Source organism: Xanthobacter aminoxidans (assembly GCF_023571765.1).
Classification (GTDB): domain Bacteria; phylum Pseudomonadota; class Alphaproteobacteria; order Rhizobiales; family Xanthobacteraceae; genus Xanthobacter; species Xanthobacter aminoxidans.
In genome coordinates, this window is the sequence record NZ_JAMJXC010000007.1 from 17,044 (window position 1) to 32,376 (window position 15,333).

At 68.9% G+C, this 15,333-nt stretch carries 14 protein-coding genes and 1 riboswitch; of the genes, 8 read left to right on the forward strand and 6 right to left on the reverse strand.

Annotated elements, in window-relative coordinates; translation table 11 throughout:
- Positions 1-85: 85 nt before the first annotated feature.
- Both EJ105_RS12485 and EJ105_RS12490 read right to left on the reverse strand, forming a co-directional pair.
- Positions 86-1,261: a DUF2865 domain-containing protein gene (locus EJ105_RS12485; RefSeq protein WP_250166596.1), complete on the reverse strand. Its 1,176-nt coding sequence runs from the start codon at positions 1,259-1,261 to the stop codon at positions 86-88.
- 166 nt (positions 1,262-1,427) lie between these two features.
- Positions 1,428-2,516 (reverse strand): TRAP transporter substrate-binding protein, encoded by a 1,089-nt coding sequence (locus EJ105_RS12490; RefSeq protein WP_250166734.1) that lies wholly within the window; start codon positions 2,514-2,516, stop codon positions 1,428-1,430.
- 297 nt (positions 2,517-2,813) lie between these two features.
- Here EJ105_RS12490 and EJ105_RS12495 point away from each other — a divergent pair, with 297 nt between their 5' ends.
- On the forward strand, positions 2,814-3,287 hold the full coding sequence (locus EJ105_RS12495; protein WP_250166735.1) for a CreA family protein: 474 nt from the start codon (positions 2,814-2,816) through the stop codon (positions 3,285-3,287).
- A 76-nt stretch (positions 3,288-3,363) separates the two neighbouring features.
- Here EJ105_RS12495 and EJ105_RS12500 read toward each other — a convergent pair whose 3' ends face one another.
- Together EJ105_RS12500 and EJ105_RS12505 are read right to left on the reverse strand one after the other, a co-directional pair.
- Positions 3,364-4,095, reverse strand: a complete 732-nt coding sequence (locus tag EJ105_RS12500) for a carbonic anhydrase (protein WP_250166597.1) — start codon at positions 4,093-4,095, stop codon at positions 3,364-3,366.
- A 202-nt stretch (positions 4,096-4,297) separates the two neighbouring features.
- On the reverse strand, positions 4,298-4,615 hold the full coding sequence (locus EJ105_RS12505; protein WP_250166598.1) for a hypothetical protein: 318 nt from the start codon (positions 4,613-4,615) through the stop codon (positions 4,298-4,300).
- Between the two features lie 398 nt (positions 4,616-5,013).
- Here EJ105_RS12505 and cysS point away from each other — a divergent pair, with 398 nt between their 5' ends.
- The 3 genes from cysS to cimA are packed head-to-tail and all read left to right on the forward strand — an operon-like array spanning position 5,014 to position 8,497.
- On the forward strand, positions 5,014-6,402 hold the full coding sequence (cysS, locus tag EJ105_RS12510; protein ID WP_250166599.1) for a cysteine--tRNA ligase: 1,389 nt from the start codon (positions 5,014-5,016) through the stop codon (positions 6,400-6,402).
- Positions 6,399-6,887, forward strand: a complete 489-nt coding sequence (locus EJ105_RS12515) for a GNAT family N-acetyltransferase (protein ID WP_250166600.1) — start codon at positions 6,399-6,401, stop codon at positions 6,885-6,887. Before cysS ends, EJ105_RS12515 begins: the two co-directional genes overlap by 4 nt.
- On the forward strand, positions 6,884-8,497 hold the full coding sequence (cimA, locus tag EJ105_RS12520) for a citramalate synthase (protein WP_250166601.1): 1,614 nt from the start codon (positions 6,884-6,886) through the stop codon (positions 8,495-8,497). Before EJ105_RS12515 ends, cimA begins: the two co-directional genes overlap by 4 nt.
- A 94-nt stretch (positions 8,498-8,591) precedes the next feature.
- Here the strand turns inward: cimA and thiC are convergent, their stop codons facing one another.
- Positions 8,592-10,466 carry a phosphomethylpyrimidine synthase ThiC gene (gene thiC, locus EJ105_RS12525; RefSeq protein ID WP_029558022.1) on the reverse strand — a complete coding sequence of 625 codons (1,875 nt, stop codon included), beginning with the start codon at positions 10,464-10,466 and terminating at the stop codon, positions 8,592-8,594.
- Between the two features lie 82 nt (positions 10,467-10,548).
- Positions 10,549-10,681: riboswitch (TPP riboswitch) on the reverse strand.
- A 148-nt stretch (positions 10,682-10,829) separates the two neighbouring features.
- On the opposite strand from thiC, the gene bioB reads away from it, so the two are divergent.
- A complete protein-coding gene (gene bioB / locus EJ105_RS12530; RefSeq protein ID WP_394042169.1) occupies positions 10,830-11,789 on the forward strand; it encodes a biotin synthase BioB in 960 nt (319 codons plus the stop codon).
- Positions 11,790-11,973: 184 nt separating this feature from the next.
- Here the strand turns inward: bioB and EJ105_RS12535 are convergent, their stop codons facing one another.
- Positions 11,974-12,237 (reverse strand): hypothetical protein, encoded by a 264-nt coding sequence (locus tag EJ105_RS12535; protein ID WP_029558020.1) that lies wholly within the window; start codon positions 12,235-12,237, stop codon positions 11,974-11,976.
- A gap of 298 nt (positions 12,238-12,535) precedes the next feature.
- Here EJ105_RS12535 and EJ105_RS12540 point away from each other — a divergent pair, with 298 nt between their 5' ends.
- The 3 genes from EJ105_RS12540 (at position 12,536) to EJ105_RS27820 (ending at position 15,264) form a co-directional block, all read left to right on the forward strand.
- A complete protein-coding gene (locus EJ105_RS12540) occupies positions 12,536-13,330 on the forward strand; it encodes a thymidylate synthase (RefSeq protein WP_250166602.1) in 795 nt (264 codons plus the stop codon).
- A 29-nt stretch (positions 13,331-13,359) separates the two neighbouring features.
- Entirely contained in the window at positions 13,360-13,959 is a 600-nt protein-coding gene (locus EJ105_RS12545) for an alpha/beta fold hydrolase (RefSeq protein WP_250166603.1), read from the forward strand.
- A 183-nt stretch (positions 13,960-14,142) separates the two neighbouring features.
- Positions 14,143-15,264, forward strand: coding sequence for a tellurite resistance TerB family protein (locus EJ105_RS27820; protein ID WP_284145432.1), 1,122 nt, complete (start codon positions 14,143-14,145; stop codon positions 15,262-15,264).
- Positions 15,265-15,333 lie beyond the last annotated feature (69 nt).

Sequence of the window (15,333 nt, forward strand, 5' to 3'; positions counted from 1 at the left end):
GGGCGATGACGACCGTTGAAAGTGGATGGATTTTCCCGCGCAGGTCGCAGGTGCCTTACCGCGCGGTGTCCTTCCGCCTCGCGCCTTACTGCGCCGTCCCCTGCCCTGCTGCGGCGGCGCCCTGCTGGTTCTGGGCGTTCTGCGAGCGCGGCAGGGGAATGACGCGCACCTTGCGCTGCCCCGGCTGTTCGGATTCCGGCGCGAGCGGCGCGGCGACGGTGGCGGCCACCGGTCCGCCGGCGGCGGCTTCGGCCGCAGCGGTGCTGCCGGCGGGCGGCTTCGCGGCCGCCTTGCCGCCCTTGGTCGGCTCGGCGGGGCGCGGCGCGGACATTTCGCGCGCCTGCTCCTCGGTCACGAGGATGTCGCCCTTGCGCAGGGTGGTCTCGTCCTCAAGCCCGGCGAGGGCCTGCGCCCACGACTGGCCGGCCGGCTTGCAGGTGCAGGAGGGCACCAGCTCCTTGCGGTAGCGCAGGGCGTTGGGCAGCGACATGTAGGACTGGCCGGAGATGCTCACCGCCGACTTGATGTCGCCGCTATAGGTGAAGAGCTGCGCATCCGAGCCCGGGCACAGCCGCTTGCAGAGCTGCTCGTCCTGCGCGTAGCGGCTGGAATTGGTGGCGCTCGCCATGGGGAAGAAGTAGCCGTCGCAGGTCCTGACGCACACAGTGCGCGAGGAATAGGTCTTCGGCGTCTCCAGCGGCATCAGGTCGAGGTCCGGCGAGGTTTCCTCGCTCTGGGGCTGCTGGGTGCCGAAGATGGCCTCGAAGAAGTTCTTCGGCTTGGCCGGCTCGGCGGCGCGGCGGGCGGCCTGCACGGCGGCGGTGTATTGCGGGCCGCAATTGTTCTGGGCAAGGGCGATGATGAGCGCCCGGCGCTGGCCGCCATTGTCGGTGCCACCGCGCTCCAGCCCGGCGATCTGCGACCTCAGGCGCGAGACCTGATCGTCGATCTGGTCGCACTGGGGCGGACGGGGCGGACCCTGGAAGATGAGGAAGCCGCGCGGCGCATCGCAGCCCATGCCGCGCGCCTGGGCGGACAGACGGTCGAGATCGCCACGGAGCTTGGCGGCCTGCGCCTGCTGGTTGGCGACGCCGCCGGCGCTGCGGTCGAGGGCCATCAGCGAGCCTTCGAGCTGCTGGCAGGTGGGGCTGCCGGCCTGCGCCAGCGCGGTGCCCGCGGTGGTGAGGGCGACCATGAGGCCCAGCGCCAGACGGCGCGCAGCACCTCGCGCAGCCGTTCCACGGGCTGCAATCCGGGCCATCCGAATGGCGCCGATCCCTCGCGCGGACTCCATCCTCAGCTCTTCTCTCCACTGGCGCCGTGCCGATCCGGCGCCCCTCTATAGACCGACAGCGGGGGACAATGGTGACGAAACTGTGGCCCCTCTCCGGAAGGTGAGGGGCCGACCCGTCTGCGGTCCAGCGCGCTCAGCCGCGGCCGCGCGAGCGGATGTTGTAGCTGTCGTAGGCGTATTCCGCGATCTGCCACCACACCAGCTGGTCGGCGCGGATGGCGAGCATGGAGTCGAGCGCCTGCTTGAACGCCGGGTTGGTGGCGGCCAACTCGTTGTAGAGCTCGAAGGACGCCTTGTAGCCCGCCTCCATGATGGACGCCGGGAACGGCTTCAGCTCCACGCCCTGCTGCACCAGACGGCGCAGCGCCGGGGGGTTCACCGAATCGTACTTGGCCAGCATCCAGTTGTTGGCGGCCTCGGCGGCATTGCGGACGATGGCCTGGTAGTGCTTCGGCAACGCGTTCCACTGGGCGTTGTTGATGACGAGGTGCAGCATGGCGCCGCCCTCCCACCAGCCGGGGTAATAGTAATACTTGGCCACCTTCACGAGGCCGAGCTTCTCGTCGTCATAGGGGCCGACGAACTCCGCCGCGTCGATGGAGCCGCGCTCCAGCGCCGGATAGACGTCGCTGGGGGCGATCTGCTGCGGCACCACGCCGAGCTTCGCCAGCACCTGCCCGCCGATGCCGCCGATGCGGAACTTCAGGCCCTTGAGGTCGGCGACGTCGTTCAGCTCCTTGCGGAAGAAGCCGCCCATCTGGCAGCCGGAATTGCCGAGCGGCATGCCGGTGACATTGTACTTGGCAAGCACGCCGTTGATGATCTGCTCACCGCCACCGAAGAACCACCAGGAGTGCTGCTGGCGCGAGTTGAAGCCGAACGGCACGCCGGTGCCGAAGGCCAGCGCGGTGTCCTTGCCGGTATAGAAATAGGTCGCGGTCTGGGCGCACTCCACCGAGCCGGTGGAGACCGCATCGAGCGCCTGCAGGCCGGGCACCAGCTCGCCGGCCGGGAAGGTCTGGATCTGGAAGCGGCCGTCGGTGGCCTCGGCCACATACTTCGCGAAGATCTGCGCCGTGCCGAAGATGGTGTCGAGGGAGCGCGGGAAGGAGGAGGTGAGGCGCCACTTCACCTCGGGCTGGGTCTGCGCGAGGGCGGGGGCGGCGACCGCGCTGGTGGCGAGCGCGGTGGCGGACGCGCCAATGAAATGGCGGCGCTTGATCTCCATGGATGTGCTCCTCGGGCCGGTTGATCGGCTCTCTAGGTTGGGGCGAAAACCGTGCGATGGGGCGAAAGGGGTGTCACGCGGCGCGTCGGCCGTCAATGTCGGCAATCGCCGGAGGAGTGATATTGCGCCGCTCTTCCGCTGCGGTCGGGGCATCCCATATGTCGGGGGCCCGCCTGTGGCAGCTTACCGGGGAGTTCCATGACGCACGCTGTCTCGACCATCCGTCCCACCCCCACCCGCCGCCTCGGCCGCCTCGCGCTCGCGGGCGCGCTGGGTGTCACGCTGGGTGTCATGGCGCTCGCGGGCGGGCCGGCGCTGGCGCAGGAGCCGAACCTCATCTTCCGCAAGTCCACGGTCTGGAAGTTCCTGACCCCCGACGACAAGCTGGCCGTCTACGGCATCGACGATCCGGTGGTGGAGGGCGTCGCCTGCCACTACACCACCCCCGAGAAGGGTGGCGTGAAGGGCATGGTGGGCCTCGCCGAGGAAGTCTCCGACATCTCGCTTGCCTGCCGGCAGGTGGGGCCGATCTCCTTCAAGTCGAAGTTCGAGCAGGGCGACGTGGTGTTCCGCGAGAGCCGCTCCTTCTTCTTCAAGAAGATGCAGATCGTGCGCGGCTGCGACACCAAACGGAACGTGCTCGTCTATCTCGTCTATTCCGACAAATTGATCGACGGCAGCCCGAAGAACTCCACCTCCACGGTCCCGATCATGCCGTGGGGCGGCAATACCGACGTGCCGAAGTGCGCGGATTTCCTGAAGTAACGGGAAGAAAAACGCCGCGCACACAGGCGGGAGATCACCTCCGCCCCGGGCGCGCGGCGCATGCGTCAGAGGCAGGTCAGAGGAAGTTCACCTTCCCGGTGCCGATGTCATACATGGCGGCGGCCGACTTCAGCTTCCCTGCGGCGGCCCGCTCCGACAGGATCGGCCCCGCGGTCTGCGCCAGCTTGGCGTTCATCTTCACGTTCATGTCGCTGGCGGCGGCGAGGAGATCGGACGGGTTGCTCCGCATAGCCTCATAGACCGCCGGGCGGATGGCGTTGACGAGGCTCGGCAGGTGGCCGGGCGGCAGGGTGTTGTCCTTGATGGACGTGATGGTCGCCTGAATCGCGCCGCACGAGGCATGGCCGAGCACGACGATGAGCTTCACGCCGAGCACCGCGGTGGCGAATTCCAGGCTCGCCAGCCCGTTTTCATCGATAAAGTTGCCGGCCACACGCACGATGAACAGTTCGCCCGGCCCCTGGTCGAACACCAGTTCCGGGACCACCCGCGAATCCGAGCAGGCGACGATGGCCGCGAACGGCTGCTGTCCCGTCGTGCGCTGCAGGCGGCCGGCGGAATAGTCCGCCTGCTGGGGCGTGCCGGCCACGTAGCGGGCATTTCCGTCCACCAGACGCTTCATGGCTTCATCCGGAGTGACCGGTGTGGCCGTGCCATAGCCACCGCTCGACTGGGCGAAGGCGGAGGCGGCGAACAGCGGCGCGGCCGCAAGGGCCAGTCCACCCGCCAGTCCGCCGGCAAGCAGGCGTCGGCGTCCGATGGACGGTGATGAACACGTCTCGCACATGGGCGATCCTCTCCCGGTCAGTCTGTTTCAGGCATGTTTGGACCCGCCCGCAGCGGTGCCGCTGGGGCAGGCCGGGGCCGAACATAGCTGATCCGGGGACGAAGCATCAGGCCCGGCGATCACAAAACGCGGACCTAAAGCTTTGCCATGAAATGGCATTTCGGGATCGAGGGGACCATCCGGGTGATCGCGCGCAGCCGGGCTACCGCGAGCAGGTGATGGCCACCGTTTCCGGGCAGAGCGGGCCGGTGCAGGTCGTCGCCGGCGAGGCGACGCTGGAGGGGGTGAAGGCGGAGGCGGGCACCGCCACGCGGCCGAAGTCGATGACCTGCGTGTAGGCGTGGCTGCGGCACCAGGCTTCCGCCACCTTCCGCCCGCAGGGCGCGCCGGAGGCGAGGCAGGAATCGATGTTGGAGCCGTCGGAATTGTCGATGAGGAAGATGCGCGTCTCCGCCATGGCCGGCGCCATCAGCGACAGGCTCGCCACGGTGACGGCGGCGAGGGTTCGGATCAGCGGCATGGACAGGTCGGCACCTCTTTGACAGGCGCGTCCCGAACGCGGCGGCGCGCTTTCGGGTCACGGGCGGGATCATCGGATGCGCCCCGCCCCCCGCCCGGCGCAACTCAGCCGGGGATAGACGCTCACCAAGGGGCAGGTCAAGCTGGGGAAGATAACGATATCCGGAGGTGCGGGGCCGCGCCGGGCGGCGTGAAACATCTTGACGAGCGCCCGCGCCCGAACCATTGTCCCGCGCCATGAACGGCGGTCTCGTCACCATCTGCGCCATTGCGGCGATTATTTGCGGTTAGCCGAAAAGCTGGCCGCGGCCGTCCTTTGCTCATCTTCTTAGACAAGGATCTGGACGCCCCGGCCGGTGGACCGGCTTGGCGCTTGTGCGCCATTCGGGGGAACGATCCATGGAGCTCAGGCTCTACAACACGCTGACCCGCTCGAAGGACCTGCTGCGTCCGCTCGATCCCTTGAACGTGCGCATGTATGTGTGCGGGCCGACGGTCTACGACCATGCCCATATCGGCAATGCCCGCCCGGTCATCGTCTTCGACGTGCTGTTCCGCCTGCTGCGGCGCCTCTACGGGGCGGAGCACGTCAAGTACGTCCGCAACATCACGGACGTGGACGACAAGATCAACGCCCGCGCCGCCGATCGCGCCATCTCCATCCGTGACCTGACGGAAGAGACCTATCGCTGGTTCCGCGAGGATACGGCGGCGCTGAACTGCCTGCCGCCCACCGTGGAGCCCCGCGCCACCGAGCATATCGAGGAGATGCGCATCCTCATCGAGCGGCTCGTCGCCTCCGGCCATGCCTATGTGGCGGAGGAGCATGTGCTGTTCCACGTGCCCTCCATGCCGGACTACGGCCGCCTCTCCCGCCGCTCGCTGGATGAGATGATGGCCGGCGCCCGCGTGGACGTCGCCCCCTACAAGCGCGACGCCATGGACTTCGTGCTGTGGAAGCCCAGCGCCGCGGGCGTGCCCGGCTGGCCGTCCCCCGCCGGCATCGTCACCCCCGGCCGCCCCGGCTGGCACATCGAGTGCTCGGCCATGAGCTGGAAGCATTTGGGCGAGACCTTCGACATCCATGGCGGCGGCATCGACCTCGTCTTCCCCCACCACGAGAACGAGATCGCGCAGACCCGCTGCGCCTTCCATTCCGGCGTCATGGCGCAGATGTGGATGCACAACGGCTTCCTGATGCTGGAAGGCGAGAAGATGTCGAAGTCCCTCGGCAACTTCGTCACCATCCGCGAGCTGCTGGACGAGTGGCCCGGCGAGGTGCTGCGCCTCGCCATGCTCTCCACCCACTACCGTCAGCCCATCAACTGGACCCGCCAGGGCCTCGGCTTCGCCGCCAAGACGCTGGACAAGTGGTATCGCGTGATCGGCGACGTGGAGGCCGAGACCGGCGACGCCAACCCGTTCGAGAGCGAGATCGCCGACCGTCTGTCCGACGACCTCAACACGCCCTCCGTCATCGCCCACCTGCACCACCTCGCCGAGGTGGCGGAGCACGAGGACACGTCCTCCGCTCTGCGCCGCCGCTTCAAGGGCGCGGCGAACCTGCTGGGCCTCCTAGGCGATACCGAAACCGGGTGGCGCGCGCGGCAGAAGGAGGGCATTGCCCTCGACGAGGGGGTGATCGCCGATCTGATCGCCCAGCGCATCGCCGCCCGCAAGGCGAAGGACTTCAAGCGCGCCGACCAGATCCGCGAGGAGCTGGCGGCCAAGGGCATCGTGCTGATGGACAACAAGGACGGGACCACCAGCTGGGAGGTGTCGCGATGAGCGCCATCGCTTTGCGCCCCTACCTCCCGGCCGACGCGCCGGCACTGGCCGACCTGTTCCGCGCCGCCATCGCCGAGCTGACCGGCGAGGATTACGACACCGAGCAGCAGGACGCCTGGGCCGCCAGGGCCGACGACGCGGAGGCCTTCGCCGCCCGCCTCGCCGCCAGCCTCACCCTCGTCGCCCTGCGCGGCAAGACGGTGGCCGGCTTCGTCTCGCTGAAGGACAATGCCCACATCGACATGCTCTATGTGGCGCCCGACGCCGCCGGCACCGGCGTCGCAAAGGCCCTGTGCGACGCCGCCGAGACGCTGGCCAAGGCGCGCGGCACCCGCAAGCTCACCGTGGACGCCAGCGACACCGCCCTCGGCTTCTTCCAGAAGCGGGGCTACGAGCCCCAGCGCCGCAACATGGTGCCGCTGGCCGACACCTGGCTCGCCAACACAGCGATGACGAAGACGCTGGGGGAAGGGGCCGGGCAATGACGGGCGCAGCTGCCGAGGGGCGTGAACGCCTCTACCTCTTCGACACCACCCTGCGCGACGGAGCGCAGACGAACGGTGTCGATTTCACCGTGGCCGACAAACTGCGGGTTCTTTCCCTGCTGGACCGGCTGGGCGTGGACTATGTGGAGGCCGGCTATCCCGGCGCCAATCCCACGGACACGCAGCTTTTTGCCGAGAAGCACGAGGCGAAGGCCCGCCTCACCGCCTTCGGCATGACCAAGCGCCCCGGCCGCTCCGCCTCCAACGACCCCGGCGTGGCGGCGCTGCTGGCGGCCCATTCCGATGCCATCTGCTTCGTCGCCAAGTCCTCCGCCTATCAGGTGCGGGTGGCGCTGGAAACCACGAAGGAGGAGAACCTCGCCTCCATCCGCGAGAGCGTGGAGGCGGCGATTGCCGCCGGGCGCGAGGCGCTGGTGGATTGCGAGCATTTCTTCGACGGCTTCAAGGAAGACCGCGACTTCGCCCTCGCCTGCGCCCGCACCGCCTATGAGGCCGGCGCGCGCTGGGTGGTGCTCTGCGACACCAATGGCGGCACCCTGCCCCACGAGGTGGAGGCCATCGTCGCCGAGGTGGTGAAGGTGGTGCCGGGCACCAATGTGGGCATCCACGCCCACAACGACACCGAGCAGGCGGTGGCCAATTCGCTGGCCGCCGTCCGCGCCGGCGCGCGGCAGATCCAGGGCACGCTGAACGGCCTCGGCGAGCGCTGCGGCAACGCCAATCTCTGCTCACTCATCCCCACCCTTTTGCTCAAGACCGACTATGCGGCGCGCTTCGACATCGGCGTGGGCGAGGAGGCGCTGGGCGAGCTGGTCCACGTCTCCCGCACGCTGGACGAGATGCTGAACCGCGCCCCCGACCGGCACGCGCCTTATGTGGGCGAAAGCGCCTTCGCCACCAAGGCCGGCATCCACGCCTCGGCCATCCTGAAGGACCCCGCCACCTACGAGCACGTCGCCCCGGAAAAGGTGGGCAACCGCCGCCGGGTGATGGTCTCCGACCAGGCCGGCCGCTCCAACGTATTGTCCGAGCTGGAGCGCCTCGGCGTGCCGGTGGACAAGAAGGACCCGCGCATTTCCCGCCTTCTGGAAGAGGTGAAGGAGCGCGAGGCGCTGGGCTATTCCTACGAGGCGGCGGACGCCTCCTTCGCCCTGCTGGCGCGGCGGATGCTGGGCTCGGTGCCGGACTATTTCGCGGTGGAGCGCTTCAAGGTGAACGTGGAGCGGCGCTACAACGCGCAGGGCGAGCTTGTCACCGTGGCGGAAGCCATCGTGAAGGTGAAGGTGGACGACGAGACCATGATCTCCGCCGCCGAGGGCAACGGCCCGGTGAACGCGCTGGACGTGGCCCTGCGCAAGGATCTCGGTAAGTACCAGCCCTTCATCTCGGGCCTCCACCTCACCGACTATCGCGTGCGCGTGCTCAACGGCGGCACGGAGGCGGTGACGCGGGTGCTGATCGAGAGCGCGGACGAGACCGGCGATCGCTGGACCACGGTGGGCGTCTCCCCCAACATCATCGACGCCTCCTTCGAGGCGCTCCTGGATTCCATCACCTGGAAGCTGCTGAAGGAAGGCGCGCCGGCCTGACGGGCTCGCGAGCCGGAATGTGAAAAAGGCCGGGCTGCGAAGGCCCGGCCTTTTCTTTTTTCAGTCCTGCGCTGGAGCCGTCAGCGCCCTGCCCTCACTCCGCCGCGGCGGGCGGAGGGGGCGCGACTTCCGGGGCGGGCGTGTAGATCAGGCCGCCGCCGTCGCGGAACTTCTGGGCCATTTCGGCCATGCCCGAGGAGGCGAGGTTGTCGGCCTGGGCGCGGGCGATGTCGCCGGCTTCCAGCTTCAGCTCCTGCGAGATCTTCATGGAGCAGAACTTCGGCCCGCACATGGAGCAGAAGTGCGCCACCTTGGCCCCCTCGGCGGGGAGCGTCTCGTCGTGGAAGCGCTCGGCCGTCTCCGGGTCGAGCGAGAGCGCGAACTGGTCGCGCCAGCGGAAGGAGAAGCGGGCCCGGGAGAGCGCATCGTCGCGGATGCGCGCGGCCGGGTGGCCCTTGGCGAGGTCGGCGGCGTGGGCGGCGATCTTGTAGGAGATGACGCCGGTCTTCACGTCGTCGCGGTCGGGCAGGCCGAGATGCTCCTTCGGCGTGACGTAGCAGAGCATCGCCGTGCCGAACCAGCCGATCATCGCCGCGCCGATGGCGGAGGAGATGTGATCGTAGCCGGGGGAGATGTCCGTCACCAGCGGGCCGAGGGTATAGAACGGCGCTTCGTGGCAGACCTTGAGCTGCTTCTCCACATTCTCGCGGATGAGGTGGAGCGGCACATGGCCGGGACCCTCGATCATCACCTGGCAATCGTACTTCCAGGCGATCTCGGTGAGCTGGCCGAGCGTCTCCAGCTCGGCGAACTGCGCGGCATCGTTGGCGTCGGCGATGGAGCCGGGGCGCAGGCCGTCGCCGAGGGAGAAGGCCACGTCATACTGGGCGAGGATCTCGCACAGCTCTTCGAAATGCTCGTAGAGGAAGCTCTCCTTGTGATGCGCGAGGCACCACTTGGCCATGATGGAGCCGCCGCGCGAGACGATGCCGGTGACGCGGTTGGCGGTGAGCGGCACGAAGGGCAGGCGCACGCCGGCGTGCACCGTCATGTAGTCCACGCCCTGCTCGGCCTGCTCGATCACCGTGTCGCGGAAGATCTCCCAGGTCAGGTCCTCGGCGACGCCGTTCACCTTCTCCAGCGCCTGATAGAGCGGCACGGTGCCGATGGGCACCGGCGAGTTGCGCATGATCCATTCGCGGATGGTGTGGATGTTCTTGCCCGTGGAGAGGTCCATCACCGTGTCGGCGCCCCAGCGGGTGGCCCACACCAGCTTGTCCACCTCTTCCGCCACGCCCGAGGTCACGGCCGAATTGCCGATGTTGGCGTTGATCTTCACGAGGAAGTTCCGGCCGATGGCCATCGGCTCGGTTTCGGGGTGGTTGATGTTGTTGGGGATGATGGCGCGGCCGCGCGCCACTTCCTGCCGCACGAATTCCGGCGTGATCTCGGCGGGAATGGCCGCGCCGAGGCCCATGGCCTGATGGTGCGGATGGGCGCCGCCGTTCACCTTGGCGAGGTTCTCGCGGGCGGCGACATATTCCATCTCGGGCGTGATGATGCCGGCGCGGGCATAGGCCATCTGGGTCGGGCGCTTGCCCGCCTTGGCGCGCAGCGGCCTGCGGCCGGAGAGATCGAACTGCGGCAGGGTGGAGGACTGGCCCTCCTTCAGGCCGTTGTCCTCGGGGCGGACGGCGCGGGCCTCCACCTCTTCCACGTCTCCGCGCTCGCGAATCCACTGGGCGCGCAGCTGCGGCAGGCCCTTGGTGAGGTCGATGACGGCATCGAGGTCGGTATAGGGGCCGGAGGTGTCGTACACCTTCACCGGCGGCTCGGACGGATCGGTCAGCGCGATCTCGCGCATGGCGACGCGCACGTCCGGCCGGGTGGCGGAAACAAACACCTTGCGCGAATGGGGCAGCGGCCCGGTGGTGACTTTCAGGGAGGACGTCGAGGCTTCGTCCAGCATTGCGGATCTCCGTTCAGCTTGCGCTTTCAACGAGAACCGGGGTGTTGAGCTAGGAGACGGGTGCGGAGCGACGCTGAGCGCCGGGAAGCACAAGTTCCGATCCCTTCGCCGGTATGACCCGGATCAGGTTCGAAGGGTCATCGCGGCGCCGCGGAGCATAACCCCCGCGAACTTGCGATATCTCAGCCCCTTCCGGGACCCCCCTTGGAACAGTGACACTGTGATGTATACGAAAGCCCAATGTCAACGCTGCACTGCAGCACACGCATAGGTCAAGTCACCCAATTGGGAATGCCTGCGGTATTGGAACGCGCCGCGAAGCCGACTAGACCAGCCCTCCCACATCGCAAGGAGCATGGGCATATGGGCATGGCTGAAGACGGCACGATCCGCCACGACTGGACCGTTGACGAGATCGCGGCCCTCATGGACCTGCCCTTGCTGGAGCTGGTGGGCCGGGCCAATGCCGTCCACCGCGCCAACCATGATCCCAACGAAGTGCAGCGGGCGAGCCTGCTCTCCATCAAGACCGGCGGCTGCCCGGAGGACTGCGCCTATTGCTCCCAGTCCGCACGCCATGCGGAAGTGGACCTGACGCGCGAGAAGTTCCTCGATCCCGCCTCCGTCATCGCCCTCGCCGAGCAGGCGCAGGCCAATGGGGCCGAGCGCTTCTGCATGGGCGCGGCGTGGCGGCGGGTGAAGGAAGGGCGCGAGTTCGACGCCGTGCTGGAGATGGTGCGCGGCGTGCGCGGGCTCGGCATGGAAGCCTGCGTGACGCTCGGCATGCTGGAGCCGCATCAGGCCCAGCGCCTCGCCGAGGCCGGGCTCACCGCCTACAACCACAATCTCGATACGGGACCGGATTTCTACGGCGAGATCGTCACCACCCGCACCTATGCGGACCGCATCGACACCCTCACCTGCGTGCGCGCGGCGGGCATCGAATTGTGCTCGGGCGGCATCATCGGCATGGGAGAGACCATGCGCGACCGCGCGGCCATGCTGCAGGTGCTGGCGGGGTTCGATCCGCATCCCGAGAGCGTGCCGGTGAATGCGCTGGTGGCGGTGGAGGGCACGCCGCTGGCCGACCGCCCGCCGGTGGACCCGCTGGAGATCGTGCGCATGGTCGCCACCGCCCGCCTCGTCATGCCCGCCTCGCGGGTGCGCCTTTCGGCCGGACGCGCCGCCCTGAGCCGCGAGGCGCAGATCCTGTGCTTCCTCGCGGGGGCGAATTCGGTGTTCTACGGGGACACGCTGCTCACCACCCCCAATGCCGGCCTCGGCGCCGATGCCGCGCTGTTCGAGGCCATCGGCGGCGCCTGAGGGGCGCGGAGGGTTGAACGCCGGGCGCGGAAAAGGCCCGCGGCCCTTGGGATGGCGTCATCCCCCGGCTTGTCCGGGGGATCCACGGCTCAGCGAGCGGGCTGCTCGCAGTACGCACACCGCAGCGGCGGCGGGGTGGGTCCCCCGGACAAGCCGGGGGACGACAGGCCGATCATTACGCGAGTCACGCCGCGAGGTGAGCGTGGTGCAGGCGCACCCGGTCGTGGTTGCGCGACTGGGCGCGGTCTTCCTTGTTCGGGCGCTGCTGGGCCTTGATCTGGCGCAGCACCTCGTCGAGCCGGGTGAGGGCATCGCTGGCGGCGTGCTCCTCGCGGCTCGATCCCGCCTCCCAGGCGGCCTCGTTGCGGAAGTCCTCGGCCTGCGCTTCCTGCGCCAGATAGGCGCGAACCTCGAGCAGCGCTGCCGTGAGGTTGGTTTGGGAGCTCATGTGTCTTGCCCTTGATCGTCACGAGTCTTGGTGCGTGCTCTTGCTGGTCTAATACGGCCGGGTCGTGGCGAAAAAGGGGGTCTCCAAGGGTCATACGCTGCGGAAATCCCTCACTTTTTCGCCATCTGCCCCCGCCGTGCCACACCTGTCCCAGCGTCAGCCTTGCCATAAGAAGCCGGCAACCATGTTCCCGCCGGCATGTGGATGGCGGCCGGCGGGTGCTGGCCGCATCCGGGCGGGCGGGCTAAAGTCGGACGGCGAAAGCCCTATGGCGCTTGATCTTGGCCGGACATACCTAATGGAAGCTTACCAGCAGCTCCTGCGCCGCATTCTCGATGAGGGCGTGCGCAAGGACGACCGGACCGGCACCGGCACCCTCTCGGTGTTCGGGCACCAGATGCGATTCGATCTGGCGCGCGGCTTCCCTCTCGTGACCACCAAGAAGCTGCACCTGAAATCCATCGTCCACGAGCTTCTGTGGTTCCTCGCCGGCGACACCAACATCCGCTACCTCAAGGAAAACGGCGTCTCCATCTGGGACGAGTGGGCCGACGCCAAGGGCGATCTCGGCCCGGTCTACGGCCACCAGTGGCGCTCCTGGCCGACGCCGGAGGGCGGCGTGATCGACCAGATCGCGCAGGTGGTCTCCGACATCCGCCGCAACCCTGATTCGCGCCGCCTCATCGTCACCGCCTGGAATCCGGCGGACGTGGCGAAGATGGCCCTGCCGCCCTGCCACTGCCTGTTCCAGTTCTATGTGCTGGAGGGCAAGCTCTCCTGCCAGCTCTACCAGCGCTCGGCGGACGTGTTCCTCGGCGTGCCGTTCAACATCGCCTCCTATGCGCTGCTCACCCACATGGTGGCGCAGGTGACGGGGCTGGGCGTCGGCGATTTCGTCCATACGCTGGGCGATGCGCACCTCTATGTGAACCACCTCGATCAGGCCCGCGAGCAGCTCTCCCGCACCCCGCGCGCCCTGCCCTCCCTGCGGCTGAACCCGGCGGTAACGGACCTCTTCGCCTTCCGCTACGAGGACATCGAGATCGTGAACTACGATCCCCACCCGGCCATCAAGGCCCCGGTGGCGGTCTAGCCGCCCGCAGCCATCCGGCCCGCCAAGCCATGATCGAGACGCTGTTCCTGCCCGGCGCGACGGGAGACGCCGGGTTCTGGAAGCCCGTCGCGGCCCGGGCCGCATGGGACGGCACGTTCTTCTCCTGGCCCGGACTGGGCAGCCAGCCGGCCAGCGCGGACGTGAACAGCATCGATGATCTCGTCGGGCGGGTCGCGGACCGGATGCGCCAGCCGGTGGCCATCGTCGCCCAGTCCATGGGCGGCTATATCGCGCTGAAGCTGGCGCTCGCCTTCCCCCACCTCGTCCGGACGCTGGTCCTGTGCGTGACCTCCGGCGGGGTTCCGGTGGCTGATCTCGGCGGAGAAGACTGGCGCCCGGACTATTTCGGCGCCTTCCCGCACGCGGCGCGGTGGATCGCCGATCCCGTCGAGGATCTCTCCGACCGGTTGCCTTCGGTCCGCGCGCCGGCGCTGCTGCTCTGGGGCGATGCCGATCCCATCAGCCCGGTGGCGGTCGGGGAAAGGCTGGCGCGCCTGCTGCCCAATTCGCGCCTGTGCATCCTGCCGGGGGCGGGACATGATCTGGCGCAGACCCACGCGGCGGCGGTAGCGGACGAGATCCGGCGTCATCTGATCGCGACTTCGTAAGCCTATTGACCCGGGGCGGAGCATCTTCGGGCTTGTCCGGGTGCGGACTTCGTCCTTAGCTCACGCGCGGGCTCGGGCGGCCCCATAAGCAAGATCATGCCCGCATTTGGACTCAACAGGGCTGTAGCAGCCCGATCGCGGCCGGGCCTTGCCCCGCGCAGCGGCACCTTGAGGGAGGAAGCCATGGCCGGAACGGGTGATCTTCTGGGACAGCTCATCGGCGCGGCGCTCGGCTCGGGCAGCGTGCGGGGCGGCGGCGCGCAGCAAAGCGGAGGCGGCCTGCCGGGCGGGCTCGGCGACATTCTCGGCCAGGTGCTCGGCGGCGGCGCGGGCGGCAGTGGCGCGGGCGGTGGCGCGCAGGGCGGCGGCGGCCTGCCGGGCGGGCTGGGCGACATCCTCGGACAGGTGCTCGGCGGCGGCGGTCAGCGGGGCGGATCGGGCGGAGCGCCGTCGGGACTACCCGGCGGCCTCGGCGACATCTTGGGGCAAGTGCTCGGCGGCGGACGCGGGGCGCCGCAGGGTGGTCCGTCCGGCGGCGCGGCGGGCGGTTCCTCCGGCGGACTGGAGGACATTCTCGGCCAGATTCTCGGCGGTGGCGCGGGCGGGCCGTCCGGCGGCTCCACGCAGGGGGGCGGCATGTCGGGCGGCGCGGGCGGAGGTCTCGGCGATCTCGCCTCGGAGGCCCTCGGCCGCGGCGGCTCGTCCACGGCCGGCGGCTATCCCCAGCCGGAGCCGGTCCCGCCTTCCGACTATCGCCAGCCGCAGCCCTCGCCCCAGCCCGGCCATCAACCCTCCGCCTCGGGCGGCAGCGACCTGATGCGATATGGCGGCCTCGCCATCATGGGGATGCTGGCCTGGAAGGCGTACCGCAAGTGGCAGGCGGGGGCCGGCGGACGCGCGGCCTTCACCTCCGGCACGCCGGAAGCCGCCTTCTCCCCCGCCGCCGCGCCGGGTGGGCCGGAAGCCTTCTCCGGCGTGCTGCTCTCGGCCATGGCCGCCGCCGCGCAGGCCGACGGGGAGATCGACGAGGAGGAGGTCTCGCGCATCGGCGGCGGGCTGGAGCGCATGGGCGCCGGCTCTCCCCAGCGGGATGCCCTCATCGCCATCCTCACCACGCCGGTGGACCCCAACGAGGTGGTCGCCGCCGCGACGACGCCGGAGGCGGCGCTGCAAATCTACGCGGCCTCGGCCCTCGCCATCCGCCCGGACAACGACGCCGAGCACGCCTATCTGGACTGGCTCGCCGGCGCGCTGGGCATCGAGCCCGGCCTCAAGGCGCAGATCGAGGGCGAGCTGAACGCCTGAGATACGCTCACGTCCAACTTCACGCCATCGTGCAGGCCGCGGCCGTAACGCTGCCGCAGGGAGCGGCGT

Bases quoted from the DNA above. Each gene is read 5' to 3' on its own strand.
- EJ105_RS12495 (WP_250166735.1), top strand. From the start codon at position 2,814: ATGGCGCTCGCGGGCGGGCCGGCGCTGGCGCAGGAGCCGAACCTCATC.
- EJ105_RS12500 (WP_250166597.1), bottom strand. From the start codon at position 4,095: ATGTGCGAGACGTGTTCATCACCGTCCATCGGACGCCGACGCCTGCTT.
- EJ105_RS12535 (WP_029558020.1), bottom strand. From the start codon at position 12,237: ATGAGCTCCCAAACCAACCTCACGGCAGCGCTGCTCGAGGTTCGCGCC.
- thiC (WP_029558022.1), bottom strand. From the start codon at position 10,466: ATGCTGGACGAAGCCTCGACGTCCTCCCTGAAAGTCACCACCGGGCCG.
- EJ105_RS27820 (WP_284145432.1), top strand. From the start codon at position 14,143: ATGGCCGGAACGGGTGATCTTCTGGGACAGCTCATCGGCGCGGCGCTC.
- cimA (WP_250166601.1), top strand. From the start codon at position 6,884: ATGACGGGCGCAGCTGCCGAGGGGCGTGAACGCCTCTACCTCTTCGAC.
- EJ105_RS12515 (WP_250166600.1), top strand. From the start codon at position 6,399: ATGAGCGCCATCGCTTTGCGCCCCTACCTCCCGGCCGACGCGCCGGCA.
- bioB (WP_394042169.1), top strand. From the start codon at position 10,830: ATGGGCATGGCTGAAGACGGCACGATCCGCCACGACTGGACCGTTGAC.
- EJ105_RS12540 (WP_250166602.1), top strand. From the start codon at position 12,536: ATGGAAGCTTACCAGCAGCTCCTGCGCCGCATTCTCGATGAGGGCGTG.
- EJ105_RS12545 (WP_250166603.1), top strand. From the start codon at position 13,360: ATGATCGAGACGCTGTTCCTGCCCGGCGCGACGGGAGACGCCGGGTTC.
- EJ105_RS12485 (WP_250166596.1), bottom strand. From the start codon at position 1,261: ATGGCCCGGATTGCAGCCCGTGGAACGGCTGCGCGAGGTGCTGCGCGC.
- EJ105_RS12505 (WP_250166598.1), bottom strand. From the start codon at position 4,615: ATGCCGCTGATCCGAACCCTCGCCGCCGTCACCGTGGCGAGCCTGTCG.
- cysS (WP_250166599.1), top strand. From the start codon at position 5,014: ATGGAGCTCAGGCTCTACAACACGCTGACCCGCTCGAAGGACCTGCTG.